Source organism: Trinickia violacea, assembly GCF_005280735.1.
Taxonomy (GTDB): domain Bacteria; phylum Pseudomonadota; class Gammaproteobacteria; order Burkholderiales; family Burkholderiaceae; genus Trinickia_A; species Trinickia_A violacea.
In genome coordinates, this window is sequence record NZ_CP040077.1 from 2,317,168 (window position 1) to 2,340,504 (window position 23,337).

A 23,337-nucleotide genomic window follows, 5' to 3' on the forward strand; every position below is an offset into this window, starting at 1 on the left:
TATTGATGTCCCCAGTGCAGCGCGAGCGGATTCGCTTCGCGCGGCACTCAGCTTCGCGGGGCCATCGCGGCGAAATCGACTTTGTCGCCCGCGTCGGGATTCGGCCGGCGCGGCTCGGCATGCGTCTTCACTTCGGCGCCGAGCCCTGTGCCGTTCGACTTGCGGCGCGCCGCGTGCCGTTCGATCACGCGCTGCAGCAGACAGAACACGCACAGCAAAGCGCCGATCACGATGCGCGTCCACCACGAGCTGAGGGTGCCGTCGAAGGTGATCAGTGTTTGTATCGTGCCGAGAATCCCGACGCCGAACACCGACCCGATCACATAGCCTACGCCGCCTGTGAGCAACGTGCCACCGATCACGGTCGCCGCAATCGCGTCGAGCTCCATGCCCTGCCCCTGGAGGCCGTAGCCCGACAACAGGTAAAGCGTGAACACCACGCCGCCGAGCGCCGAACAGAAACCGCTGAGCGCATACACGCCGATCTTCGTGCGCGCGACCGGCAGCCCCATCAAGAGCGCCGAGCGCTCGTTGCCGCCGACCGCATACACGTTGCGCCCGAAGCGCGTGAAGTGGGCGACGTAGATCGCGACCGCGAGCGTCGCGATCGCGATCAGCGCGCCCGAAGTCAGCGAGCCGCCGCCGATGTGCACGCTGAACGCCGAGAGCGCATGAAAGGTCGGTTCGTTGATCGTGATCGATTGCGTCGTGATCAGGAAGCACGCGCCGCGCGCGAGGAACATGCCGGCGAGCGTGACGATGAACGGCTGCAGCCGGAAGAAATGGATCAGCGCGCCCATCGCGGCGCCGTACAGCGCGCCGAACAGCAGCACAGGCGGAAGCACGGCCCATACCGGCCAATGAAAACGCTCGGCGAGCACCGCGCAGAAGATCGTTGTGAGCGCAACGACCGCGCCCACCGACAGATCGATCCCGCCCGACACGATCACGAACGTCATGCCGATCGCGACGATCAACAGGAATGCGTTGTCGACGAGAAGGCCGAACAGCACCTGCAACGAGAAGAATCCGGTGTACATCACCGAGCCGAAACCGAAGAGCGCGGTGAACAGCGCCACGGTGACGACGATCGGCAGCGTGCGGGGATCGACCAGGCGGCCCACGACATTTTTCATTTTGCGCTCCCCGTAAGCGGCCTCGTGGCACCAAAGCCGATGACGCGCAACAGATATCGAGTGAAGAGTGCGCGCGCGCTCGCCGATTGAATCACGCTGACGAGCAGCACGACCACCGCTTTGACGACGAGCGTCGCTTCCGGCGGTACGCCGATCGAGTAGGTCGTATAAGTGAGCGTCTGGATGATGAGCGCGCCGACCACCGTGCCCGCGAGGCTGAAGCGCCCGCCGAGCAGCGAGGTGCCGCCGAGCGTCACCGCGAGGATCGCATCGAGCTCGAGCAAGAGGCCCGCGTTGTTGCCGTCCGCGCTGCGCACGTTCGAGCTTGCGATCACGCCGGCAATCGCCGCCGTGAGCCCCGAGAACACGTAGACGCTGAAGACGATCGCGTTCGAGCGCAAGCCGACGAGACGCGTCGCGACCGGATTGATCCCGATCGAGCGGATAAAGAGCCCGAGGGCCGTGCGGCTCATCAGCAATGCGGTGACGGCTGTCGCGCCGATCGCGATCCAGACGGAGCAGGGCACGCCTGCGAGATAGCCGTCGCCGAGCACGAGATAGCCATGCGCGTCGATCGGGATGATCTGGCCGCCCGTGAGCAACTGCGCGACGCCGCGGCCGGCCACCATCAGGATCAGCGTCGCGATGATCGGCTGCATGCCGACGAACGCGACCAGGAGCCCGTTCCAAATACCGGCGAGCACCCCCACGCCGAGCGCGGCGAGCACGGCCGTGCCGACCTGCGACGGATCGGCGGCGAGCACGGTAGCCGCGGCGGCGCCCGCAATCGCCACGATCGCGCCGACCGAAATATCGATGCCTTTGGTCGCGATCACGAGCGTCATGCCGAGCGAGACGATCACGAGCGGCGCGCCACGGTTCAGGATATCGATGGGTGCGCCGAACAGATGCCCTTCGAGGATCGAAATCGCGAGGAAATTCGAACGATGCGCGAGATCGAGCAGGATCAGCAACACGAGCGTGATCACAGGCCAGAACAGCGAATGCCGGAGCATCGCCTTGAGTGATTTCATTCAGCGTCTCCCGCAATCAACCGATAGACCTGGTCTTCCGACAACGCATTGCCCGCGACTTCCGCCACCTTGCGGCGATCGCGCAGCACCGCGATCCGGTGGCTCACGCGCACGACCTCGCTCACCTCCGACGAGATGAACAGAATCGCGAGTCCTTTCGCGCACAACGCGAGCACACGGTCCATGATTTCGAATTTCGCGCCGACGTCGATGCCGCGCGTCGGCTCGTCGAGGATCAGCATTTTCGGGTCCGTCGCGAGCCAACGCGCGAGCAGGACCTTTTGCTGATTGCCGCCGGAGAGCAGGCCGATCGGCTGTTCCGCATCGCTCGCTTTGATGCCGAGCTTGGCGATGTAGTCGTCGGCGATCGCGCGTTCTTTCGCGCGGCCGAGCACACGCCACCAGCCGCGTCGCGCCTGCAGCGCAAGAATGATGTTCTCGCGAATCGAGAGCGCCGCAATGATGCCTTCCTTCTTGCGGTCTTCCGGGCAGTAGCCGATGCCTTGATGCACCGCGTCGCGCGGCGAGCCGAGCTTCACCGGCTTGCCCGCGACGTTCACGGTGCCCGTATCGGCACGCTCGGCGCCGAACAAAAGGCGTGCGGTTTCCGTGCGTCCCGAGCCCAGCAAGCCGGCCAAGCCGAGAATCTGCCCAGGCTGCACGTCGATATCGACGGGACTCATCAGTCCGCGCCGGCCGACGCCGCGCATCTCGACGAATGGTGGCGCTTCGCTCTTGGAAACGGGCGCTTCGGTCGCGGCATGCTTGAGACGCTCGCTCATCCGCTCGTGGCCGACCATCTTCGAGACGAGCCGTTCGACCGGCAAATCCTTCGCCACGTATTCGCCTTCGCGCTCGCCGTTGCGCATCACCGTGATGCGGTCGGAGATCGCGTACGTCTGCTCGAGAAAGTGCGTGACGAAGAGAATCGCGTAGCCCGATTGCTTGAGTTTGCGCAGCACGTCGAAGAGGCGGGCGACTTCGCTGTCGTCGAGGCTCGACGTCGGCTCGTCGAGAATCAGCACGCGCGCATCGACGGACACCGCGCGCGCGATCGCCACCATCTGCTGCACGGCGATCGGATACGCGTCGAGCGATTTGGTCACATCGAGCGAGACGTTCAGCTCGGCGAGCGCGGCTTCAGTGCGCGAGTGGATCGTCTTCCAGTCGATCATTCCGCGCCGCTTCGGCTGGCGGCCGGCGAACACGTTCTCGGCGACCGACAGGTTGGGGCACAGATTGATCTCTTGATACAGCGTCTGGATGCCGGCCGCTTCGGCTTCGAGCGGCGTGGCGAATTGCACGGGCTCGCCGCCTAATCGCACCTCGCCCGCATCGTGCGCGTGCACGCCGGTCAGCACGTTGATCAGCGTCGATTTGCCCGCGCCGTTCTGACCCATCAAGGTGTGGATTTCACCGGGAAAGAGCCGAAAATCGACGCTCTTCAGCGCGTTGACACCCGGAAACGATTTGGTGATGCCGATGGCTTCGAGAATAGGCGCGTCAGTCATAGGCTTGGCAAAAAAGAGTCGCGGGCCGGCTCGCCGCTAGATCGAGCCGGGCCCGCGAGAAGCGCCTCAATACTTGCGTTGCGGCAGGACCTGCGCCGCGACACTCATCGGGAACACCGTTTCGTTGGTCACGATGCGCTTGGGCAACTGCTTGCCCGCGACGACGTCCTTCACGGCCGTCATCAACTGTGGTCCGAGCAGCGGGCTGCATTCGACGTCCACGTTGATCTTGCCTGCGATCATCGCTTCGAAGCCGCCCTTGGTCGCGTCGAACGAGACGACGTTCACGTCCTTGCCCGGCTTCATGCCGGCTTCTTCCATGGCCTGGATCGCGCCGAGCGCCATGTCGTCGTTGTGCGCGTAGACGACGTTGATTTGCTTGCCGTAGGTCTTCGCAAACGCTTCCATCACCTGCTTGCCGCCGGCGAGCGTGAAGTCGCCGCTTTGCGACGCGATGATCTTGAACTTCGGATCGTTCTTGATGATCTCCATCAGACCCGAGTGACGGTCGTTGGCCGGGGCGGAGCCGACCGTGCCTTGCAGCTCGGCGATATTGATCGGGCCCGGGTCGTTCTTGTAGTGCTCTTCGAGCCATCGGCCGGCGCGGCGGCCTTCTTCGAGGAAGTCGGAGCCGATCATCGTGACGTAGAGCGATGGATCCTTCACGTCGATCGAGCGGTCGGTGAGAATCACCGGGATGTGTGCGTTCTTCGCTTCGGTCAGCACCGGCTCCCAGCCCGATTCGACCACCGGCGAAAATGCGATCACGTCGACTTTCTGCGCGATATATGAGCGGATCGCCTTGATCTGGTTTTCCTGCTTTTGCTGCGCGTCGGAGAACTTCAGGTTGATGCCGGCGTCTTTCGCGGCCTGCTTGACCGACACCGTATTGGCCGTACGCCATGCGCTTTCGGCGCCGACCTGGGCGAAGCCGAGCGTGATTTGTTTCTCTTGTGCGTAGCTGCCGAGGGCCACTAGCGCGAGCGCCGACCCGAAGAGCGCGCGAAGCGCCAGGCGTCTGATGTGTTTCATTTCCGTCTCCGATTTATTGGGTTTATTTCGGCGCGGTGTATCTAAGTCCGGCATCAACGGTAGAGCAATGTGATGACGAACGTGAGCGCCACTTTCACAACAGGCCCGATGGGCGAATGCTGTTCCGGACGCATGCTTCCCGAACGGTCAGCAGACGCGGCAATAGACATACTATATGCAGCGACTCAGTCGGTTTCGACTAGCATTTTCCCTACCTTGCCCCCATGAATAGTCATGCTATTCATGTAGTGTATCTCGCGCTCGATTCCGCTAAATAGCGGGATTTCGATCAAACAGCGCGAATCAAGGTGCCAGGTGCCGATTAGAAAGTTTAACTAGAACGAATTGTCTACCCGCCAAGGGTTTAATTAATAGTATGACTATCAAGGGCAAGTCGAAACGAAAACATGACCAACAAACAACGCAAGCTCCGCTCCGCCCAATGGTTCGGCAACGCCGATAAAAACGGCTTCATGTACCGCAGCTGGATGAAGAACCAGGGCATCCCCGATCACGCGTTCGACGGCCGGCCGATCATCGGCATCTGCAATACGTGGTCCGAGCTCACGCCGTGCAACGCGCACTTTCGCAAGCTCGCCGAGCACGTGAAGCGCGGGGTGTTCGAGGCGGGCGGCTTTCCCGTCGAATTCCCGGTGTTCTCGAACGGCGAATCGAACCTGCGGCCCACCGCGATGTTCACGCGCAACCTCGCGAGCATGGATGTCGAGGAGTCGATCCGCGGCAATCCGATCGATGCGGTCGTGCTGCTCGTCGGTTGCGACAAGACCACGCCGGCGCTCTTGATGGGCGCGGCCAGTTGCGACGTGCCCGCGATCGTGGTGTCGGGCGGGCCGATGCTCAACGGCAAGCATCAAGGGCGCGATATCGGTTCGGGCACGGTCGTGTGGCAACTGAGCGAGCAGGTGAAGGCGGGCAAGATCACGCTGCACGAGTTCATGTCGGCGGAGGCGGGCATGTCGCGCTCGGCGGGCACCTGCAACACGATGGGCACCGCCTCGACGATGGCCTGCATGGCCGAGGCGCTCGGCGTCACGCTGCCGCACAACGCGGCGATTCCGGCGGTCGATTCGCGCCGCTATGTGCTCGCGCATCTGTCGGGCATGCGTATCGTCGAGATGGCGCTCGACGATGTGCGGCTCTCCAAGCTCCTCACGCGCGAGGCGTTCGAGAACGCGATTCGCGTGAACGCGGCGATCGGCGGCTCGACCAACGCGGCGATTCACTTGAAGGCGATCGCGGGGCGCATCGGCGTCGAGCTGCAATTGGACGATTGGACGACGATCGGACGCGGCACGCCGACGCTCGTCGATTTGCAGCCCTCGGGGCGCTATCTGATGGAGGAGTTCTATTACGCGGGGGGCTTGCCTGCGGTGCTGCGGCGGTTGGGCGAAGCGGGGCTGCTGCCGCATCCGGATGCGCTGACTGCGAACGGCCATACGCTCTGGGAGAACAGCCAAGCCGCGCCGATCTACAACGACGAGGTGATTCGTCCGCTGGAGAAGCCGCTCGTGCCGGACGGCGGACTGTGCGTGCTACGAGGCAATCTTGCGCCGAACGGCGCGGTGCTCAAACCATCGGCGGCAACGCCGTCGCTCCTGAAGCATCGCGGCCGCGCGGTGGTGTTCGAGAACTTCGACGACTACAAAAAGCGCATCGCCGATCCCGAGCTCGAGGTCGATGCGAGTTCCGTGCTCGTCATGAAGAACTGCGGGCCGAAGGGTTATCCGGGCATGGCCGAGGTCGGCAACATGGGCCTGCCGCCGAAACTGCTCGCGCAAGGGGTGACCGACATGGTGCGCGTCTCCGATGCGCGCATGAGCGGCACGGCGTACGGCACGGTGGTGCTGCACGTCGCGCCCGAAGCGCGCGCGGGCGGCCCGCTCGCCGTCGTGCGCAATGGTGACTGGATCGAGCTCGATTGCGAAGCGGGGCGCTTGCATATCGATATCGATGACGCGGAAATGACTGCACGACTCGCCGAATGGAAGCAGGCACAAGCGCGCAAGCCCGGTGAAACGAGCGGCTATGCGCAGCTCTACGTCGAGCACGTGCTGCAAGCCGACGAGGGCTGCGACTTCGATTTCCTGGTGGGCTGCCGAGGCGCCGACGTGCCCGCGCATTCGCATTAGGACGCTAGAGCACCAGGCGCGGATGATCTGGACGAACATCGCCAGATCGTTCGGATCGAGCGCTATATTTATCCAAAAATGGACTAAACAAATCCTGTTTGGTCGTCTAGTGTGAGACGACTTCAAGCCCCATACTGATGGAGTCGCACAGTAAGAGGCCGTTTCTGGACCGCCGGTCAAAAGCACGGGCGGGTTGGCCGATCCGCCGTGCGAGCGGACAACGTTGCGATCGAGTGTGTAAACGCCATCCACTGATTGCAAGAGGAGCGTTAAATCGCTAACTCCACCAAGCCGCGCGCCATCGGCTTCAACCATGTGGCGCTAGAAGTTGGCGATATCGAGGAAGCGCTGGCATTCTACGGAAGCATTTTCGACTTTCAATTGCGCGGCAAGAGCAAGACAATGGCCTTCATCGATCTTGGCGACCAATTCATCGCGTTGCAGGCGGGACGCAAACAGCCCCCCGATGATGGCCGGCATGTCGGCCTCGTTGTCGATGACAAGGAGGCGGCGCGCGCCGCCCTCAATGCCGCGGGTGTCGAGCCGCTCGATGGTCCGTTTCTGGATTTCCGCGACCCTTGGGGCAATCGCATCGAGATCGTGGGCTATGACAATATCCAGTTCACCAAGGCTCCGAACGTTCTGCGCGGCATGGGCCTGACGCAATTGACCAAGAACGAAAGCGCGAAAAAGGAGCTCGCGGAAAAAGGAATGGCGGAGAGCTAGAGTCCTTTATTGGCGATGGTCTCGTTTCTGAGCACTTTGCTATCGAATCGCCTGCCGGATTCCGAGCGCAATAATCACGCCGCCACAGGCTCGGTCGATCCATGCCTTGGCGCGGCGATACGCCGTCGCAACGGTTGCATGAGAGAGAACAAGCGCGACTGCTCCGTACCAGCATGTCGCAATTGCACCAACAGTAGCGAGCATGGCAAAGAACGTTGGCGTGGACACGTGGGCGGGCGCCGCCGAGGAAAACACGGCTGCGTAAAAAGCAATGGACTTCGGGTTCGCAATGTTTGTCGCGACGCCCTGCAGGAAAGCGGAACGGAATCCAGGCGCCTTCAGAGGCTGAGGTGTAGTTGCATGACTTGCCCCTGCCGATGCAACTAGCCTCAGCCCAAACCAGATCAAATACGCCGCGCCGGCGAGCTTGATGCTCATGGCAAGCCACGGGAAGATGGCGAACGCCATCCCGATACCCAAGATGGCACAGGTCGCCCAAAATAGATTGACCGTCACGATTCCGGCGACAAGCGCGAGTGCATCAGAGCGTCTGCCTGAAACTGCTTTGTGAACGACTGCGACGAAGTTCGGGCCGGGTATGACGACACCAACTGCATAAACAGAGAAGACCGTTGCAACGGCGGAGGAATCGATCACTTGTACCTCGGGAGGATTGTGGTCGTAAGGAGCAAAGAGAGCGCTTCAACGGTCACTATTTTGAACCATGCCGCGATAGAGCATTATTGATCGGCTGTCGCTGCACTCTCTGGTACCCGTTCGATCCATCGCGTGACTAGCGTATGTAGCCGGGTGACGACTCAGCGACTAAAGCTGGCTTTACCTGGCCGAATCAGGAAGCCGAGTCGACCGGCTAGGCCACCCCTCCGCACGCTTAGAATGCCCGAAACAAATCGTCTTTGGGATACGGTAGTGCCAGTTCCGGCATGTCGTGCCTTCCGAAATACCGGATGGATTTGGTTTCGGCGTCCGTGGGGACTCCGGAACCACCGATAATCGCGCACTGAAACAGCGTCACGACACACTCGACGCGGTCGCCGCTTGGATACGTGTATCGGAACGCCCGGCCGCCGAATACGCCGAGAATGCCGTGGATGCGGACCGCGTATCCCGTCTCCTCCATGACTTCCCGGATGATGGCTTCCTGCGGGCTTTCTCCTAGCTCAATTCCGCCCGCGGGCTGACTCCATGCCTCATCTGACGATTTTTCCTGTAGGAGCAACTTGCCTTCGTGATCGTGAATCACAGCTGCAACGGAGGGACTCAATATCAGATCGCTACCGACCTTTCTCCTCAGCCGACTGATGTAGCTTTCGTTATCAACATGCAGTGACACCGTTACCCCCCATGGATTTGTTGTTGTCCGATTGTGGACGATGTAGGCGGTGAACAGGCATCTTCGGATGCCTGAGATACGATCCGGGAATATCCGTCGAACGGCGGCAGTACTGCAAGCAGGACACACGACGGATGATCAACATGGACATCAACGACACGGCCGTGCACGCGGATTGGCAGCCAACACGACTGGCCCGATGGATCGTCGTTCGACTGAAAAGTACCGACGTATCCGGTGCCATCGCGGCACGCGTTCGGCGCAGGGGGCGCGATCTTTCGGAGGGCCGTCTGCCCCACCCGCGAAGTGGGGGTGGCATGCAACCCGTTCTGCGCCGCGTTCAGCTCGGGTCGGGCCTGGTCATGTTGACCTATCTCTTTCTCCACCTGCTGAATCACGCGCTCGGGATCTGGTCGCTCGACCTTGCCGGACGTGGTCTCCTACTGGCGCTGCGGCTCTGGCGCAGCGTGCCGGGGACGATCGCGCTGTACGGTGCGGCGTCGCTGCATTTTGCGTTGGCGTTGCGCACGATATACGAGCGCCGCCGCTGGGCGATGGCGCCCGCCGAATGGATCCGCCTTTGGGCTGGGCTCAGCCTGCCACTGCTCCTTATCCGCCATGCGGTGACCACTCGACTCGCGTCTTCGCTGTATGGCTTCGAGCCTAACTACGAGCGCGTGATCATCGTGCTGCTATCGAGCGGTACGCAAGGGCTGCAGCTTGCGCTGCTCGCGCCCGGCTGGATACACGGATGCCTCGGAGTGTGGTTCCGCTTGCGCCACTATCCGCGGGTTCGCCGGATGAAGTACGCGTTGCTGGCGCTCGTCGCCCTGTTGCCGCTGCTATCCGCTGCGGGCTTTCTCCACATGACCCGAGCCGTGGAGGGGAAGAGCCTCAAGCTTCCGGCCGCTGATCCGAAGCTGGCGACCCATCACTTGGCACTTGACGCATGGCGCCACGATCTCGTGACCCTCTATATCGTCCTGATTGTCAGTGCGTTGACCTTAGGCCAGTTGCGCAACTGGCTTGAAAGCCGAAGACTGCAGAAGTCGCACTGAATGATTTGCCACAAGCGATGGCGAGGAAGAGGCTCGGGGAAACAAAAGGCCGCGGTCCGTGAGGGCTGCGGCCTTTGGGTCGATCGTATTGACTAGCGTCTGCTAGTCGCGACCCTGTGGCGCCAGTCACAATTACGCTTGGCCTACGTGACTGAAGCGCTTGTGCTTACTTACGCCCGGCTGTCATCCTTAACTGCTGTTAATAATTCGTTGGCGACTTTGTGGTCGGGGTCGCCAGCGTGTTGTTGGTCCCGAAAGCGGCGGCGCCGGGCGTCGCGCTATTGTTCGTGCTGTTTTGCTGGCCCGAATTCGGCGACCCGGCACCCATACCGTTGTCCGAGTTGGTGGCGCCAGGCGTGCCGTAGCCGCTCGTTGCATTGGCCGGCGTCGGTGCAGCGACGGGCGACTTTGTGGTCGGCGTCGCTAGCGTGTTGTTCTGTGCATAAGCACCGCCCGACAGTGCGAGTGCGGCGACGGCCGCGATTAATGTGCTGCTTGTCTTCATCATGATCCGTTCCTCGTTGATTGGACTGGAATACCGACACAGACGATCGCCGCCTGCTTGACCGTGATTTGAGCAATCACCGTGCCGCGTGCTCCTATCCGCACTGAAACGATGTGCGGCGCCGCGAGCGGCTTTCGTCAGCGCATAGTTTAGGCGCGTACGTCAAATGCTGCTTTGCCGCTGCCGGTGCGTGTATGCGCGCGCCAAACCGGGCTCGCCTTGACGCGATTGCACTCCTTGGCCTCATACATCGCGGCGTCGGCCTTGCGGACCAGATCGTCGGCCGTCTCGTTGGACTCGAGCACGGCTACACCGCAGCTTGCCGTCATCCGGTAAGGCTCTTCTTGCAGGACGACAGGCTCGTCCAACGCGTCCGTCACTTGTTGAACGATCGACGCTGCAACCTCGCCCGCATTCGGCTCGGCGGTTTGCACGAGCACCAGGAACTCATCGCCGCCGACGCGCCCGATTCGTCCGTGCTCTCCAACCGCGGCGCGCAGCCGGTCCGCGAGCGCAGCGAGCACGGCATCCCCGGCCTGATGCCCGCGCGTGTCGTTGAGTTGCTTCAAGTTGTCGAGGTCGACGAAGATCACCGCCACGTGACCCACCGCGTCGGGCGCGGCGACTGCTTGCTCCACCAAGTCGGAGATCCGGCCGCGATTGAGAAGCCCGGTGAGCCGGTCCACGCGCGAAAGCCGCTCCAGCGCTTCGCGGCCCGCCAGCAGCTTGCGGATCAGCGTCATGATCCAGACGGCAAAGCCGACCAGCATCGCCGAGATGGCGATGGCCATCGTCACGTAGACGCGCCGCATCCGGTAGTAGTCGTCGAGCACATCGTCGACCGACAGTCCCGCGACGGCCAAGAGCCCATACTGGTCGATCGTGCTGCCCGCGAAGATCCGCTCGACGTGATCGAACGGATCGACAAACGTCGTATCGGGTTCGTGCAACAGGACGTCGTAACCCGCAGGCAGCGATTGTCCCGCCGTGCTGTGCGCATCTTCCGCGCGGCGCGAGAGCATGAAACCATGACGCGACAGCACCGCGATCATGCCGTGCTCGCCGAGCGCGGTGCGATTGTAGAAACCGTCGGTGAGGTAGGCCGGGTCTTCGGAGACGACGACCACGCCGTCGAAGCTGCCGTTCGCGTTGTTCAAGCGCCGCGTCGCCTGCACCGACCAATGCTTCGAGATGCGCCCGATCACCGGCCGGCTGATGAAGAGCCCGACATCGGGATTGAACCGGTGCACGCGAAAGTGCTCGCGGTCGCTCAGGTCGACGTCGCCGCTCGCGGAGAGCGTCGACATCACGACATGCCCATTGGGGCCGACGAGCGTCACCTGCAATGCGGTATCCGAGCTGATGAGGCCATGCGTCTCGTAGCTATGCAGGTTGAACGGCTGCGATGCGTCGTGCGCGCTCTCGTAGCCATACTTCACGAGTAGCGCGATCTCGTCGACGTCGTGAATCGTTTTCAGTGTGTGCGTGCGCAACGAATCGGCGAGCGTGCTCGCGGCGAGGTGCGCGTCGCGCAGCACCGCGGCCTTTTCGATTTCGAGGCGCAAGAGAATCGTCCCCCACAAGACGCACAGGACGAGCCACGTCAGCACCGGGATCAGAAACAGCGCCCGGGGCTTCTGATCGTCCCGCTCAAACACTCGCACGGTCGGGCGCATGCGCTCCTCGTAATGACTTGTCTAGCTCTTGAGTGTGAGCGTGCCGGGAAAACCCTGGTGCGTTGAAAAGAGCCGGATTATCCGCTCGATTCGATGCATTGGCGCCTTGCAGCGTCTATTTGTTCGACGAATAGGCGCTAGTCCGCACGTTTTGTCCCCCGGTGGGTGGCGTCAGCCGCGTCCGCGCGATGGCCTTCGCCGCCAATCGTCATACGGTTGCGCGCAAGGCCATGCTGCGCGGGTGACGACCGCATTTACCCTTCGTTGCGTTACCGCCGCTCAGCGCCTACATTGCTTCTTCCAAACACAAATAGGAACAGGAGACAGCATGCGCCACTACCTTGCCACTGCTTTGGCCGTCATGTCGGCCACGGGGATGATCGCAAGCGCCCACGCACAGGAGGTCGTGACGATCGGCCACTCGGCGCCGCTCACCGGGCCGCAGTCCGTGAACGGCAAGGACAACGAGAACGGCGCACGGCTCGCGATCGAAGACCTCAACAAAGCAGGCATGACGGTTGCAGGCAAGAAGGTGACCTTCAAGCTCGATTCCGAGGACGATCAGGCGGACCCGAAAGTCGGCGTCCAGGTCGCGCAAAAGCTGGTGGACAGCGGCGTCGTTGCCGTGATGGGCCCGTACAACTCGGGCGTGGCGATTCCCGCTTCGCGCGTCTACAGCGGGGCCGGCGTGCCGATGTTGCCGGTCGCGTCGAACCCGACCTTGACCAAGCAAGGCTTCAAGAACATCTTCCGGATCGGCGCAAGCGACGTGCAATTGGGCGGCACGATGGCGACGTTTGCGGCCGGCACGCTGAAGGCGAAGACCGCCGCGATCGTCGACGATCGCACCGCCTACGGACAGGGCGTGGCCGACGAGTTCGCGTCGGTCGCGAAGGCGCACGGCATCCAGATCGTCGATCGCGAGTTCACGAACTCGCAAGCCACCGATTTCCACAGCATCCTGACCACCATCAAGGGAAAGAACCCGGATGTGATCTTCTTCGGCGGCTACGCGGCACAGGGCGCGCCGATGGCCAAGCAGATGATCCAGCTCGGCTTGCGCGCGAAGCTGCTCGGCGGCGACGGCATCTGCTCGGCGGACATGGGGCACGTGGCGGGCGACGCGGCGTCGATCGTCTACTGCGCACAAGGCGGCGTGTCGCTCGACAAGACCGCCGCGGGCCGCGACTTCCTCAAGCGCTACAAGGACGCGTACCACACCGACACGCAGGTCTACGCGGTCAACTACTACGACGGCGTGAAGATGCTGGCCGACGCGATGGTGAAGGCGGGCACGACGACCGACAAGGCCAAGCTGACTTCGGCGCTCGCGAATGAAGACTACAAGGGCGTCGCGGGCACCTACTCGTTCGACGAGTACGGCGATCTCAAGGGCGCGCCTACGACGGTCTATGTGATCAAGAACAGCTTGCCTGTACCCTATGGCGAATAAACCCAGGCATCCCCGCGTCGCTTAACGAAACTCACTCATGAAAATCACCCGATCCATTTCGACGGTAGAAGTCCATACAGGTGGCGAAGCATTCCGAATCGTGACGAGCGGCTTGCCGCGCATGCAGGGCGATACGATCGTCAAGCGCCGCGCATGGCTCAAAGAAAACGCTGACGAGATCCGCCGCGCGCTGATGTTCGAACCGCGCGGCCACGCCGATATGTACGGCGGCTACCTCACCGAGCCGGTCAGCGAACACGCCGACTTCGGCGTGATCTTCGTCCACAACGAAGGCTATAGCGACCATTGCGGACACGGCGTCATCGCGCTCGCGACCGCGGCTGTCGAATTGGGTTGGGTGACGCGCACGAGCCCCGAGACGCGGGTCGGGATCGACGCGCCGTGCGGCTTCATCGAAGCGTTCGTCAAGTGGGATGGCGACCATGCGGGGCCGGTGCGCTTCGTCAATGTGCCGTCGTTCATCTGGAAGCAGGACGTGACGGTCGAGACGCCGTCGTTCGGCAAAGTGACCGGCGATATCGCGTATGGCGGGGCCTTTTACTTCTATACCGATGGCGAGCCGCATGGGCTCGCAGTGCGGGAGTCCGACGTCGAGCGCCTCATCCGGTTCGGCGCGGAGGTCAAGGAAGCGGCCAACCAGGCGTTCCCGGTCGTGCATCCGGAGATTCCGGAGATCAATCACATCTACGGCACGATCATCGCGAACGCACCGCGTCACGCGGGTTCGACGCAGGCGAACTGCTGCGTGTTCGCAGATCGTGAAGTCGACCGGTCGCCGACCGGTTCGGGGACCGGAGGGCGCGTCGCTCAGCTATACCTGCGAGGGCGAATGTCGAAGGACGATACGCTCGTCAACGAGTCGATCGTCGGGACCATTTTCAAGGGACGCGTGCTGCGCGAAACGACGGTGGGCGATATCAAAGCCGTGATTCCGGAAGTGGAGGGCAGCGCCCATGTGTGCGGCTTCGCGAACTGGATCATCGATGAGCGAGACCCGCTCACGTATGGGTTTCTTGTGAGGTGAGCTTGCACGGTCTTGGGCGCCGAGGCTGGCGGTAATCGCCAGCCTCACTCCACCCGAGTCTGCCAGCCGAGCCCAAGGCTCTTTTGCAGCGACACGAAGTCCTTCAGCAATTCGGCTTGGCCCGCAACCACATCTTGCTGCGCGGAAAACTGCGTGCGCTGCGTATCGAGCAAGTCGATCAGCGTGGCCACGCCGGCCGTGTAGCGCTGCTGCATCAATACAGCGGAGCGATCGGCGGAACGCTGGACCTGCTCAAGACGCGCCAGATGCTCACGCTGATGGCCGTAGCGCGACAGCGACGTATTCGCGTCTTGCAGCGCCGCGAGCACCGTGTGCTCGTACTTCGCGCTCGCTTCGTCGCGCGATGCCTCGGCGCCGCGCACGGCGGCGGCCGTGCGCCCGAAGTCGAGCGCGTTCCATTGCAAATAGGGCGCGCCGATCCACGAGAAGTTTTGTTTGCGCAAGAGATGCCCCGGATCAGCCGCCGTGAATCCCAAGTCGCCGAACAGCGTCACCTTCGGGAAGTAATCCGCGACGTGCTCGCCGATTTGCGCGTTGCTCGACGCGAGACGCCGCTCGGCCGCACGGATATCGGGGCGCTGCTGCAGCATCGTGGCCGGGTCGCCGACCGCCACCGTCGCGGGCAGCGCCGGCAGCGGCTGCGGCGCGGACAGTTCGGCATCGAGCGCACCGGGCGCTTGTCCGGTCAGCACGGCGAGCTGATCGAGCGATTCGACGATCTGCGCTTCGAGCGGCACCAGTGCGGCACGTGTGCTCTCGACCTGGCCCGACAGGCGCTCGACGTCGACATCGGCCGCCGTACCGCGCGCGCGGCGCTCTTCGGTGAGCGTGAGCATCTGCTGCTGGAGATCCGCCGAGCGCTGCCCCAACGCGAGCCGCCGCTGCACGTCGCGCAGATCGATATACGCCTGCGCGACCTCCGCCGCGAGCGAGACTTGCGTATCGGCGAGATCGGCATTGACCGCGTCGGCTTCGGCCGATGCCGCCTCGATTGCGCGCCGCGTGCCGCCGAACAGATCGATTTCCCACGAGGCATCGAAGCCCGCGGTGTACAGCTGCAGCGGGCCGCCGCCGGAGCTCTGCGACGAGCCGCTGCCGGACTGGAAGAAGGAAGCCAGGTCGGGCTCGCGAGTGCGCAACGCCGCGACAGTCGCGGAACTCTTCGGCAGCTCGTTGGCCTGTTGTTGCCGCAACTGGGCGCGCGCTTCGCGCAGACGCGCCTGTGCCGCGTGCAAGTCGGGGTTGTGCGCGAGCGCGGCGTCGATCAGCGCGTCGAGCTGCGGATCGCCGAGCGTGCGCCACCATGCGCTCGGCGCGCGCGTCGCCGCGGCACCCGTGGCCGGCGTGCGCACGAACGTGTCGGCCTGCGCGGCGCTCGCCGCGACGGGCGGGGCGCCGCGATAGTCGGGGCCGACCGTGCACGCGGACATCGCCCACGCCGCGAGCAGCGTGAGGGGCAACGACGGAAGGAGCGAAGGAGAGCGGCGAAATGACATCGGTGACATCGGTGGATAGGGGCAAGAAATTCGATGAGACGTCAATGGCCGGATGACGACGCGCCTGCCCCCGGTGCAGCCGACGACCTGAGCAGCAGCGCGAGCGGGATGCACGCGAGGAGCGCGATCGCGAGCACGTAGAACGTCTCCGAATAGGTGATGACGGCCGCTTGCTGCTGAATCTGCGCGGCGAGCTGGCCGAGCGCCTGCATCTTTGCGTAGGCCATGTCGCCTGTCTGCGCGAACCAGCTTGCGGCGTTCGCGGCGATGCGGTCCTGACCGAGCACGGAGTTGGCCGTGAGCGATTCGCGGATCGCGGCGGTATGAAACGTGCTGCGCCGGTCGATGACGGTGCCGATGATCGCAAGCCCCACCGACCCGCCCAGATTGCGCGCCATGTTGTAGAGCCCCGCGGCATCGCCCGAATCCTCGCGTGACACGGCCGCCATCGACGCCTGGTTGAGCGGCATCATCGCGAGCATCTGACCGACGCCGCGCAGCAATTGCGACCCGTAGAAGTCGTGGCCGACGCTTTGCGCCGTGAGGCTGATGTCGAGCAGGCAACTCCCCGCGAAGCACAACAGGCCGCCGATCACGAGCACGCGGAAATCGACCTTGCCGAGCAGGCGCGGCAGGATCGGCATCATCAGGAACGCCGGGACGCCGGAGATCAGCATGATGCCGCCCGACTGTTCGGCGTTATAGCCCGCGATCAGGCTCAGGAACTGCGGCACGAGATACGACACGCAATAGAGCCCGGCGCCGACCGCGAACACGATGACGATGACGCTCGCGTAGCGCAGGTTGCGCAAGAGCGAAAGGCGCATGATCGGCTTCTTCGCCACGAACTGCGAGATGCCGATCAGCAGGAAGCCCAGCGCCGTGAGGCAACTGAGCACGACGATCTGATTCGATTCGAACCACTGCTTGCGCTGGCCTTCCTCGAGCACGACGGTCAGCGACGAAAGCCCGATCGACAGGCCCACGATGCCGATCCAGTCGGCGTTGACGAAGTCGTGCCAATGCGGCTTGTCGGCCGGCAGGCCCGCGATCAAGAGCGTGATCAACGCGAGGCAAACCGGCAGGTTGATGAAGAAGCACCACGCCCACGAGATGTTTTCGGCGAGCCAGCCGCCGAGCACCGGACCGAGCAGCGGACCCAGGAGCACGATCAAGCCGAACACCGTCATGCCGATCGGCATCTGCGCGCGGGGCAGGCGAGTGCGGATGATGGTCTGCGCGGTCGGGATCATCGCGCCGCCCGTGAAGCCCTGTCCGATGCGCCCCGCGATCATCACGGGCAGCGTGTGCGAAAGGCCGCACATCATCGAAAACAGAATGAACAGCACCGCGTTGGCCAGCAGAAAATTGCGCAGGCCGAACACGCGCGTGAGCCACGCGGCGAGCGGAATCATCACGATTTCCGACATGAGATAGCCGGTCGAGATCCACGTGCCCTCGGTGCCCGTCGCGCCGATTTCGCCCTGGATCTGCGGCAGCGCGGAGTTCGTGATCGAGATGTCGAGCGTCGCCATCAGCGCGCCGAGCGCGCCGGCGGCCACCGCGATCCAGTCGGCCGCGCTGGCGCGCTCGGGGTGGGGCGCGGCGCCTTGCGTCGCGGCCGCGTTAGCCATGGGCGTTCTCGGCGGCGATCCGCTTGTCGCCTTCGCGCGCCGAGCGGGTATCGACATCGACTGTCACCGACAAGCCCGGCAGCAGCACGGCGCGCGTTGCCGGCCCCGTCTCGACGCGAATGCGCACGGGCACGCGCTGCACGATCTTCGTGAAGTTGCCGGTGGCGTTCTCCGGCGGCAGCAGCGCGAACTGCGCGCCGGTGCCGGGCGCGAAGCTGTCGACCACGCCATGCAGTTCCTTGCCTGGCAGCGCATCGACGTGCAGCGTCGCGGGCTGGCCGACGCGCATGCGCCCGACCTGCGTTTCCTTGAAGTTGGCTTGGAGATAGAGGCTCTGCACGGGCACCACCGTCATCATGCGCGTGCCCGGCTGCACGAATTGCCCGACGCGCACGGTGCGGTCGCCGACGCGTCCCGCAATCGGGCTGTAGACCGTCGTGTCGTTCAAATCGAGGCGCGCCTGACGGATGCTCGCACGCGCCGCTTCGAGCTGCGCGCGAGCCTGCGCGATCTGCGCCGTGGTGGCGCCGATCTGCGTCTGCGCGGCGGCGACGGCCGCGGCGTTCGCCGCGAGCGTGGCGCGTGCCTGATCGCGCGTGTTGACGAGGCTCGCGAGCCGCTCGTGGGTTTCCGCGCCGGTCGCGGCGAGCGGCGCATAGCGCTTCACGTCGTCATCCGCGTGCTGCGCGCTCAAGCGCGCGACCTGCTCCTGCGCCTTCGCTTGGGCGACGTTTGCTTGCTGCTGCTGAATTTCGGCTTGCGCGCGCTGGATGTCGGCCTCGCGCGCATCGATGGTCGCTTCGGCCTGATCGAGCGATGCCTGATACTGCCGGCTGTCGAGCCGCGCGAGCGGCGCGCCGGCCGGGACCGCCTGATTGTCGGCAACGAGCACGTCCGTGACATAGCCGCTGACCTTTGGCGCGATCGTGACGCTGTCGGCCTGCAGGTAGGCATCGTCGGTGCTTTCGATGAAGCGCCCGACCGTCCACCAATGCGCGAGCCAAAGCGCGCCCGCGATCAGCGCGACGATGCCGGCGATGAGGAGAAAGGGGCGCCTTTTGGAGCGTTGCGGGCCGGATGGTCCGGTCTCCTGCGAAACGGTGCTGCGCGGCGGGGCTTCTGTTGTTGCGGACATGACGTCGATCTCGTTAGGTGAAGCGAAGCGCGCACAAATTATTCCACCCGGAACAATTGTGTCAAGTGATATATTTTTGCGGTAAGGAATGTGGTATTCAATATGTGGAATGTTGAATTCGAGGGGAGGGGAATTCGTTAAATGAGCGAAACCAAGCGCCTGCGCCGGCCGGCGGAAGGCGGATATGCGCGCGGCGACGAGACCCGCATGCGCATCATCACGGCGGCCATCGACTTGTTCGGCGAGCACGGCTTCGCCGCCGCCTCGACGCGCGACATCGCGGCGCGCGCCGGCGTCAACGCGCCCGCGCTGCAGTACTACTTCGAGAACAAGGAGGGCGTGTATCGCGCCTGCGCCGAGTATTTCGCCGACCAGGTGCGGACGACCTTCGAGCCGGTCATCCGCAGTGCTTCAGAAGCGCTGGAAGGCGGCGCTGACGTCGCGCAGTTGATCGACGCGTTCATCGCGATCCAGGAGCGGATCGCGGACAGCATGTTCAAGATGCCCAAGTCGCCGAGCCAGCGGCTCTTCTTCGTGCGCGAACAAGGCGGACACGAGCCGCCGATCGCGTCCGAGATTCTGCAGGAGCGCGTGCGCGGGCCGTTGAATACCGTGAGCGTGGCGCTGCTCGCGAAAATTACCGGCACCTCGCCCGACGATCCGGTGACTCGGATCCGCGTGCTCAGCCTTTTTGGCCAGTTGATGCTGTTCCATCTGTCGCCGCGCTCGGCCCTGCATCACTTGGGCTGGCAGGAAATCGACGCGGAAAAAGGCGAACTGCTCAAGGGCACGGTGCGCGTGCAAACGCGCGCGCTGCTGGAGATGTGGAGCGCGGAGCGTGAGGCGAGGGAAGCGATGGCCCCGACGCCCGCGCGCAAGAAAATTCCGAAGACGCGTGGTTGAAAGCGAGCCGCGCCAAGCCTCAGTCGCGTGAGACGATCGAGCATGATATTGAACCGTTGCGGCATTCACGCACTCACGAGTCATCCCTACACTGCTGTCATGTCGTAACGGATGACTGGCCGAAGAGGCCCGAGCGGCCATCCGTTACATCCCGGCAATTCGAGTAGGGATACGGAAATGCGCACCATTCAATCAGACGTCGCCATCATCGGCGCAGGCACCGCGGGACTTGCCGCGTACCGCGCGGCCAAGGCGGAAGGGGCTTCCGCCGTCATCATCGAAGGTGGCCCGTACGGCACGACCTGCGCGCGCGTCGGCTGTATGCCGTCGAAGCTCCTGATTGCAGCCGCGGAGGCGGCACACTCGGCAAGCCACGCGGCACCGTTCGGCGTCGATATCGGCAGTGTGCGGATCGACGGCGAGGCAGTGATGGCGCGGGTGCGTCGCGAGCGGGACCGGTTCGTCGGTTTTGTCGTCGACGGCGTCGAGGCGCTGCCGAACGAAGACCGGCTCGTCGGTCATGCGCGCTTCATCGACGACCAGCTGCTCGAAGTCGGCGACCACACGCGGGTGCAAGCGAAGCGTGTGGTGATCGCCACCGGCTCGAAGCCCGTGATCCCGGACGTGCTGCAAGGGCTTGGCGACCGTGTCGTCGTGAACGACGACGTGTTCGACTGGCAGACGTTGCCGCGCAGCGTCGCCGTCATGGGACCCGGCGTAATCGGACTCGAGCTCGGGCAAGCGCTCGCGCGACTCGGCGTGCGGGTGAGCGTCTACGGCGCGCGTGGGGGCGTGGGACAGCTGACCGATCCGAAGCTCGTCGAGGCGGCCCGCACGATTTTCAGCGAAGCGTTTCATTTCGAGCCGCGCGGCACGATGCTGTCCGCGACGCGGGTCGAAGAGGGTGTGCGGCTGCGCTTTCAGCGCGCCGACGGGACCGTCACCGAGGACACTTACGAGTACGTGCTCGCGGCCACCGGACGCCGGCCGGACGTCGCGAAACTGGGGCTCTCGAACACGTCACTCGAACTGGATGAGCACGGCGTGCCGCGCTTCGATCCCGAGACGCTGCAGGCCGGCACGCATCCGGTGTTCATCGCCGGCGACGCGAATGGGATCGTGCCGCTGCTGCACGAAGCGGCCGACGAAGGACGGGCCGCCGGCCGCAACGCCGGACGCTATCCGGACGTGACGCCGATCGAGCGCAGGGCGCCGCTCGCGATCGTGTTCTCCGATCCGCAGATCGCGCTGGTCGGCGCGCGACATCGGAACCTGCCGCCCGAGACCTTCGTGACCGGCGAGGTGAGCTTCCAGGACCAGGGCCGCAGCCGCGTGATGCTGAAGAACCAAGGGCTCGCTCATGTCTATGTCGACCGCGTGACGCGGCGTTTCGTCGGTGCGGAGATGCTCGGGCCGGCTGCCGAGCACATCGGCCATTTGCTGGCGTGGAGCCTGCAGATGGGGCTGACAGTCGACGAGATGCTGGCGATGCCGTTCTATCACCCGGTTGTCGAGGAAGGTCTGCGCACAGCGCTGCGGGATGCTGCGGCGAAGCTCGCCGCCGACGCTTGAAGCATGGCGTCTGGATACGCAAGCACCAGCAAATAGACTCAGCATCACGCCGCGCGCCGCAGCGCGTTTTCTCTGCAAATATCGGAGTTTCTATGTCTACCGTGACCATCTACACCAAACACGGCTGCTCCTACTGCGAATCGGCAAAGGCGCTGCTCCACCGGAAAGGCGTGGTTTTCGACGAGGTGAATCTCGACGGCAAGGCCGACGTCGCCAAAGCGCTGTTCGCTCGGCTCGGCCGACGCACCGTGCCGCAGATTTTTATCGGCGAGACGCACGTCGGCGGTTGCGACGACTTATATGCGTTGGAACGGCAGGATCGGCTCGATGGGCTTTTGGCGGTTTGAACCGGGGCTGGCGCGAACGCGACATAGCTGGCCACGGGCCAGCTAACCCACCGCCTGCGCGAAGAAGCGCCGCGTCGTTGTATTGAGACGGACGCTGGGATCGTCACAACACTTACTGCTCTCGATGCATCACCGGGCCGAGCCTCGAGGAAGCGGTATTCACGGTATTCAATATGCCGTCCGGTCCGAATTGGAAGCTGATCGTGGAACTGCGGGGGGTCGTGCCACCGACAAACGGCGCGATGGCTGGAATCCATTGCGCCGTAGCCGATTGGGGTTCGGTGAACGCATAAGTCAGGTACGTCGATCCATCCGGCAATGTGGACGTCGCCGACGGCGTGCCCAGTCTCGCAACCACCTGCTGCTGCGTCGTCACTCCGAGCCTGAAGTCAGCTATATCGTCGGGTTTGATCACCTGATCCGTCGAGACGCAGCCGACCAGCAAACAAACGTACACGACCGACAGAATCATCAAGGGTCGCAGGCTTTTCATACCTATTCCTTCGTCGAATACTTGAATCGGCTTGGTGTACATCGACGTCTGACCGGGTCATCGTGGGGCGGCGTGAAGACCTGAAGAGAAACCTACCACGAACGTGATGTAGCCAATGCCTAAGAAAACGCCGGCCAGCGTGCCATACACGTTCCTGGCGACGGCACCGCTTCGGAAATGAAACGGAATCCCCACCAGAAGGTACGCGACCGAAAAGACGACGGTGACCATCAAAGGAGGGGGCGCGAATGAAACAACAAGATCAGCTAAAGCGTGCATTCGCAAACCTCGGAGAAGCCCGGAGCCGCCGCCTTCTCTGCGCGGCGAGTTCCGGTGACTCATACGGTGCAGGCACTGAGCGCCAGGCAAAATCTTTAGCCGGCGCGTTTCTCAATGAAGCTGGGCGACCAACCCGTCAGCGCCTTTGTCCAGGCCGGTCTTCGCCGCACCCAATGATCCGAAGGCCGCCACGAGGTTCATTGCATTCGGGTACTGCTTCGAAATATAGGCCTTCAGCAGGTGGCCGTTGCTGCTGTCATAGATTTCCACGGCATAGGAAACCGAGCCGCTGAATGCACCTTGGCCGCCACGGACCGACTGCACGCCGTTGTAGAGATTACCCGCAAGGTCGAAATGCATGAACTGCCCGACAAAGGGCGTTGTCTTTTCTGCGCCGGTCAATGTCAGCTTGACGCGCAGCGTGTTAGGGCCGGGCTGCTTCGCGAGTTGGAACCGTGTGGCCAATTTCTCCGAAAACGTCTTTCCCATGTAGTCGGCAAGCTCGGCCCGGTCGTCGCCCTTCATGTCGCCGAACTGGTTGTCGCTGCCCTGATACACGACGACCGGGTCCAGCAGAACCTGCGTGTATCGCGACCAGACCACAGGGGCTGTGTATTTGTAGGGCACCTTGCTTGAATCGTCATCGCGGTTTTGCTGCAACTGCGAGGAAGAGGGGATACCTGTATAGGGGACAGGCTGCACGCCGGCGCACGCGGCCAGGGTCAGCACTGCCGCGGCGGTGAAAAGAAGCGAGGCGACGTTTTTCTTGGGCATTTT

General features: G+C 63.5%; 21 protein-coding genes. 8 read left to right on the forward strand and 13 right to left on the reverse strand.

The window, feature by feature from the left end:
* Positions 1 to 47: 47 nt before the first annotated feature.
* The 4 genes from yjfF to FAZ95_RS10525 form a co-directional block, all read right to left on the reverse strand.
* A complete protein-coding gene (gene yjfF / locus FAZ95_RS10510; protein WP_254699869.1) occupies positions 48 to 1,136 on the reverse strand; it encodes a galactofuranose ABC transporter, permease protein YjfF in 1,089 nt (362 codons plus the stop codon).
* Positions 1,133 to 2,170: an ABC transporter permease gene (locus tag FAZ95_RS10515; protein WP_137332392.1), complete on the reverse strand. Its 1,038-nt coding sequence runs from the start codon at positions 2,168 to 2,170 to the stop codon at positions 1,133 to 1,135. The genes yjfF and FAZ95_RS10515 overlap by 4 nt, the downstream gene beginning before the upstream one ends.
* Positions 2,167 to 3,681 carry a sugar ABC transporter ATP-binding protein gene (locus FAZ95_RS10520; RefSeq protein ID WP_137332393.1) on the reverse strand — a complete coding sequence of 505 codons (1,515 nt, stop codon included), beginning with the start codon at positions 3,679 to 3,681 and terminating at the stop codon, positions 2,167 to 2,169. The genes FAZ95_RS10515 and FAZ95_RS10520 overlap by 4 nt, the downstream gene beginning before the upstream one ends.
* A gap of 66 nt (positions 3,682 to 3,747) precedes the next feature.
* Positions 3,748 to 4,713 (reverse strand): ABC transporter substrate-binding protein, encoded by a 966-nt coding sequence (locus tag FAZ95_RS10525; protein WP_137332394.1) that lies wholly within the window; start codon positions 4,711 to 4,713, stop codon positions 3,748 to 3,750.
* A 407-nt stretch (positions 4,714 to 5,120) separates the two neighbouring features.
* Here FAZ95_RS10525 and FAZ95_RS10530 point away from each other — a divergent pair, with 407 nt between their 5' ends.
* Positions 5,121 to 6,863, forward strand: a complete 1,743-nt coding sequence (locus FAZ95_RS10530; protein ID WP_137332395.1) for an IlvD/Edd family dehydratase — start codon at positions 5,121 to 5,123, stop codon at positions 6,861 to 6,863.
* A gap of 315 nt (positions 6,864 to 7,178) precedes the next feature.
* Positions 7,179 to 7,589: a VOC family protein gene (locus FAZ95_RS10535; protein WP_254699870.1), complete on the forward strand. Its 411-nt coding sequence runs from the start codon at positions 7,179 to 7,181 to the stop codon at positions 7,587 to 7,589.
* Positions 7,590 to 7,628: 39 nt separating this feature from the next.
* Here the strand turns inward: FAZ95_RS10535 and FAZ95_RS10540 are convergent, their stop codons facing one another.
* Complete coding sequence (locus FAZ95_RS10540; protein WP_137332397.1) at positions 7,629 to 8,246, reverse strand: LysE family translocator; 618 nt, start codon at positions 8,244 to 8,246, stop codon at positions 7,629 to 7,631.
* Positions 8,247 to 8,481: 235 nt separating this feature from the next.
* Positions 8,482 to 8,943, reverse strand: a complete 462-nt coding sequence (locus FAZ95_RS10545; RefSeq protein WP_175425563.1) for an NUDIX domain-containing protein — start codon at positions 8,941 to 8,943, stop codon at positions 8,482 to 8,484.
* A gap of 317 nt (positions 8,944 to 9,260) precedes the next feature.
* Here FAZ95_RS10545 and FAZ95_RS10550 point away from each other — a divergent pair, with 317 nt between their 5' ends.
* On the forward strand, positions 9,261 to 10,001 hold the full coding sequence (locus FAZ95_RS10550) for a hypothetical protein (protein ID WP_137334504.1): 741 nt from the start codon (positions 9,261 to 9,263) through the stop codon (positions 9,999 to 10,001).
* A gap of 199 nt (positions 10,002 to 10,200) precedes the next feature.
* Here the strand turns inward: FAZ95_RS10550 and FAZ95_RS10555 are convergent, their stop codons facing one another.
* A complete protein-coding gene (locus FAZ95_RS10555; protein ID WP_137332398.1) occupies positions 10,201 to 10,509 on the reverse strand; it encodes a hypothetical protein in 309 nt (102 codons plus the stop codon).
* 146 nt (positions 10,510 to 10,655) lie between these two features.
* Positions 10,656 to 12,182 carry a sensor domain-containing diguanylate cyclase gene (locus tag FAZ95_RS10560; protein ID WP_137332399.1) on the reverse strand — a complete coding sequence of 509 codons (1,527 nt, stop codon included), beginning with the start codon at positions 12,180 to 12,182 and terminating at the stop codon, positions 10,656 to 10,658.
* Positions 12,183 to 12,510: 328 nt separating this feature from the next.
* Here FAZ95_RS10560 and FAZ95_RS10565 point away from each other — a divergent pair, with 328 nt between their 5' ends.
* Complete coding sequence (locus FAZ95_RS10565) at positions 12,511 to 13,635, forward strand: branched-chain amino acid ABC transporter substrate-binding protein (protein WP_137332400.1); 1,125 nt, start codon at positions 12,511 to 12,513, stop codon at positions 13,633 to 13,635.
* A gap of 37 nt (positions 13,636 to 13,672) precedes the next feature.
* Positions 13,673 to 14,680, forward strand: coding sequence for a trans-3-hydroxy-L-proline dehydratase (gene lhpH / locus FAZ95_RS10570; RefSeq protein WP_137332401.1), 1,008 nt, complete (start codon positions 13,673 to 13,675; stop codon positions 14,678 to 14,680).
* A gap of 44 nt (positions 14,681 to 14,724) precedes the next feature.
* On the opposite strand, the gene FAZ95_RS10575 is transcribed toward lhpH, so the two are convergent.
* From FAZ95_RS10575 to FAZ95_RS10585, 3 genes are read right to left on the reverse strand one after another with little or no spacing between them, the layout of a single operon-like run.
* Complete coding sequence (locus FAZ95_RS10575) at positions 14,725 to 16,206, reverse strand: efflux transporter outer membrane subunit (RefSeq protein WP_437437725.1); 1,482 nt, start codon at positions 16,204 to 16,206, stop codon at positions 14,725 to 14,727.
* A 32-nt stretch (positions 16,207 to 16,238) separates the two neighbouring features.
* Complete coding sequence (locus FAZ95_RS10580; RefSeq protein ID WP_137332403.1) at positions 16,239 to 17,831, reverse strand: MDR family MFS transporter; 1,593 nt, start codon at positions 17,829 to 17,831, stop codon at positions 16,239 to 16,241.
* Complete coding sequence (locus FAZ95_RS10585) at positions 17,824 to 18,966, reverse strand: HlyD family secretion protein (protein ID WP_137332404.1); 1,143 nt, start codon at positions 18,964 to 18,966, stop codon at positions 17,824 to 17,826. The genes FAZ95_RS10580 and FAZ95_RS10585 overlap by 8 nt, the downstream gene beginning before the upstream one ends.
* A 141-nt stretch (positions 18,967 to 19,107) precedes the next feature.
* Here FAZ95_RS10585 and FAZ95_RS10590 point away from each other — a divergent pair, with 141 nt between their 5' ends.
* The 3 genes from FAZ95_RS10590 (at position 19,108) to grxC (ending at position 21,788) form a co-directional block, all read left to right on the forward strand.
* Positions 19,108 to 19,869, forward strand: coding sequence for a CerR family C-terminal domain-containing protein (locus FAZ95_RS10590; protein WP_137332405.1), 762 nt, complete (start codon positions 19,108 to 19,110; stop codon positions 19,867 to 19,869).
* A 177-nt stretch (positions 19,870 to 20,046) separates the two neighbouring features.
* Positions 20,047 to 21,441: a dihydrolipoyl dehydrogenase gene (locus tag FAZ95_RS10595; protein ID WP_137332406.1), complete on the forward strand. Its 1,395-nt coding sequence runs from the start codon at positions 20,047 to 20,049 to the stop codon at positions 21,439 to 21,441.
* 92 nt (positions 21,442 to 21,533) lie between these two features.
* Positions 21,534 to 21,788: a glutaredoxin 3 gene (grxC, locus tag FAZ95_RS10600; RefSeq protein WP_137334505.1), complete on the forward strand. Its 255-nt coding sequence runs from the start codon at positions 21,534 to 21,536 to the stop codon at positions 21,786 to 21,788.
* A 112-nt stretch (positions 21,789 to 21,900) separates the two neighbouring features.
* On the opposite strand, the gene bamE is transcribed toward grxC, so the two are convergent.
* Positions 21,901 to 22,281 carry an outer membrane protein assembly factor BamE domain-containing protein gene (gene bamE / locus FAZ95_RS10605; protein ID WP_175425564.1) on the reverse strand — a complete coding sequence of 127 codons (381 nt, stop codon included), beginning with the start codon at positions 22,279 to 22,281 and terminating at the stop codon, positions 21,901 to 21,903.
* Between the two features lie 390 nt (positions 22,282 to 22,671).
* A complete protein-coding gene (locus FAZ95_RS10615; RefSeq protein WP_137332409.1) occupies positions 22,672 to 23,334 on the reverse strand; it encodes a DUF3313 domain-containing protein in 663 nt (220 codons plus the stop codon).
* Positions 23,335 to 23,337: the final 3 nt, after the last annotated feature.

Coding starts and splice junctions, on each gene's coding strand:
- yjfF (WP_254699869.1), bottom strand. CDS start 1,136: ATGAAAAATGTCGTGGGCCGCCTGGTCGATCCCCGCACGCTGCCGATC.
- FAZ95_RS10515 (WP_137332392.1), bottom strand. CDS start 2,170: ATGAAATCACTCAAGGCGATGCTCCGGCATTCGCTGTTCTGGCCTGTG.
- FAZ95_RS10520 (WP_137332393.1), bottom strand. CDS start 3,681: ATGACTGACGCGCCTATTCTCGAAGCCATCGGCATCACCAAATCGTTT.
- FAZ95_RS10525 (WP_137332394.1), bottom strand. CDS start 4,713: ATGAAACACATCAGACGCCTGGCGCTTCGCGCGCTCTTCGGGTCGGCG.
- FAZ95_RS10530 (WP_137332395.1), top strand. CDS start 5,121: ATGACCAACAAACAACGCAAGCTCCGCTCCGCCCAATGGTTCGGCAAC.
- FAZ95_RS10550 (WP_137334504.1), top strand. CDS start 9,261: ATGCAACCCGTTCTGCGCCGCGTTCAGCTCGGGTCGGGCCTGGTCATG.
- FAZ95_RS10555 (WP_137332398.1), bottom strand. CDS start 10,509: ATGATGAAGACAAGCAGCACATTAATCGCGGCCGTCGCCGCACTCGCA.
- FAZ95_RS10560 (WP_137332399.1), bottom strand. CDS start 12,182: ATGCGCCCGACCGTGCGAGTGTTTGAGCGGGACGATCAGAAGCCCCGG.
- FAZ95_RS10565 (WP_137332400.1), top strand. CDS start 12,511: ATGCGCCACTACCTTGCCACTGCTTTGGCCGTCATGTCGGCCACGGGG.
- lhpH (WP_137332401.1), top strand. CDS start 13,673: ATGAAAATCACCCGATCCATTTCGACGGTAGAAGTCCATACAGGTGGC.
- FAZ95_RS10575 (WP_437437725.1), bottom strand. CDS start 16,206: ATGTCACCGATGTCATTTCGCCGCTCTCCTTCGCTCCTTCCGTCGTTG.
- FAZ95_RS10580 (WP_137332403.1), bottom strand. CDS start 17,831: ATGGCTAACGCGGCCGCGACGCAAGGCGCCGCGCCCCACCCCGAGCGC.
- FAZ95_RS10585 (WP_137332404.1), bottom strand. CDS start 18,966: ATGTCCGCAACAACAGAAGCCCCGCCGCGCAGCACCGTTTCGCAGGAG.
- FAZ95_RS10590 (WP_137332405.1), top strand. CDS start 19,108: ATGAGCGAAACCAAGCGCCTGCGCCGGCCGGCGGAAGGCGGATATGCG.
- FAZ95_RS10595 (WP_137332406.1), top strand. CDS start 20,047: ATGCGCACCATTCAATCAGACGTCGCCATCATCGGCGCAGGCACCGCG.
- grxC (WP_137334505.1), top strand. CDS start 21,534: ATGTCTACCGTGACCATCTACACCAAACACGGCTGCTCCTACTGCGAA.
- bamE (WP_175425564.1), bottom strand. CDS start 22,281: ATGAAAAGCCTGCGACCCTTGATGATTCTGTCGGTCGTGTACGTTTGT.
- FAZ95_RS10615 (WP_137332409.1), bottom strand. CDS start 23,334: ATGCCCAAGAAAAACGTCGCCTCGCTTCTTTTCACCGCCGCGGCAGTG.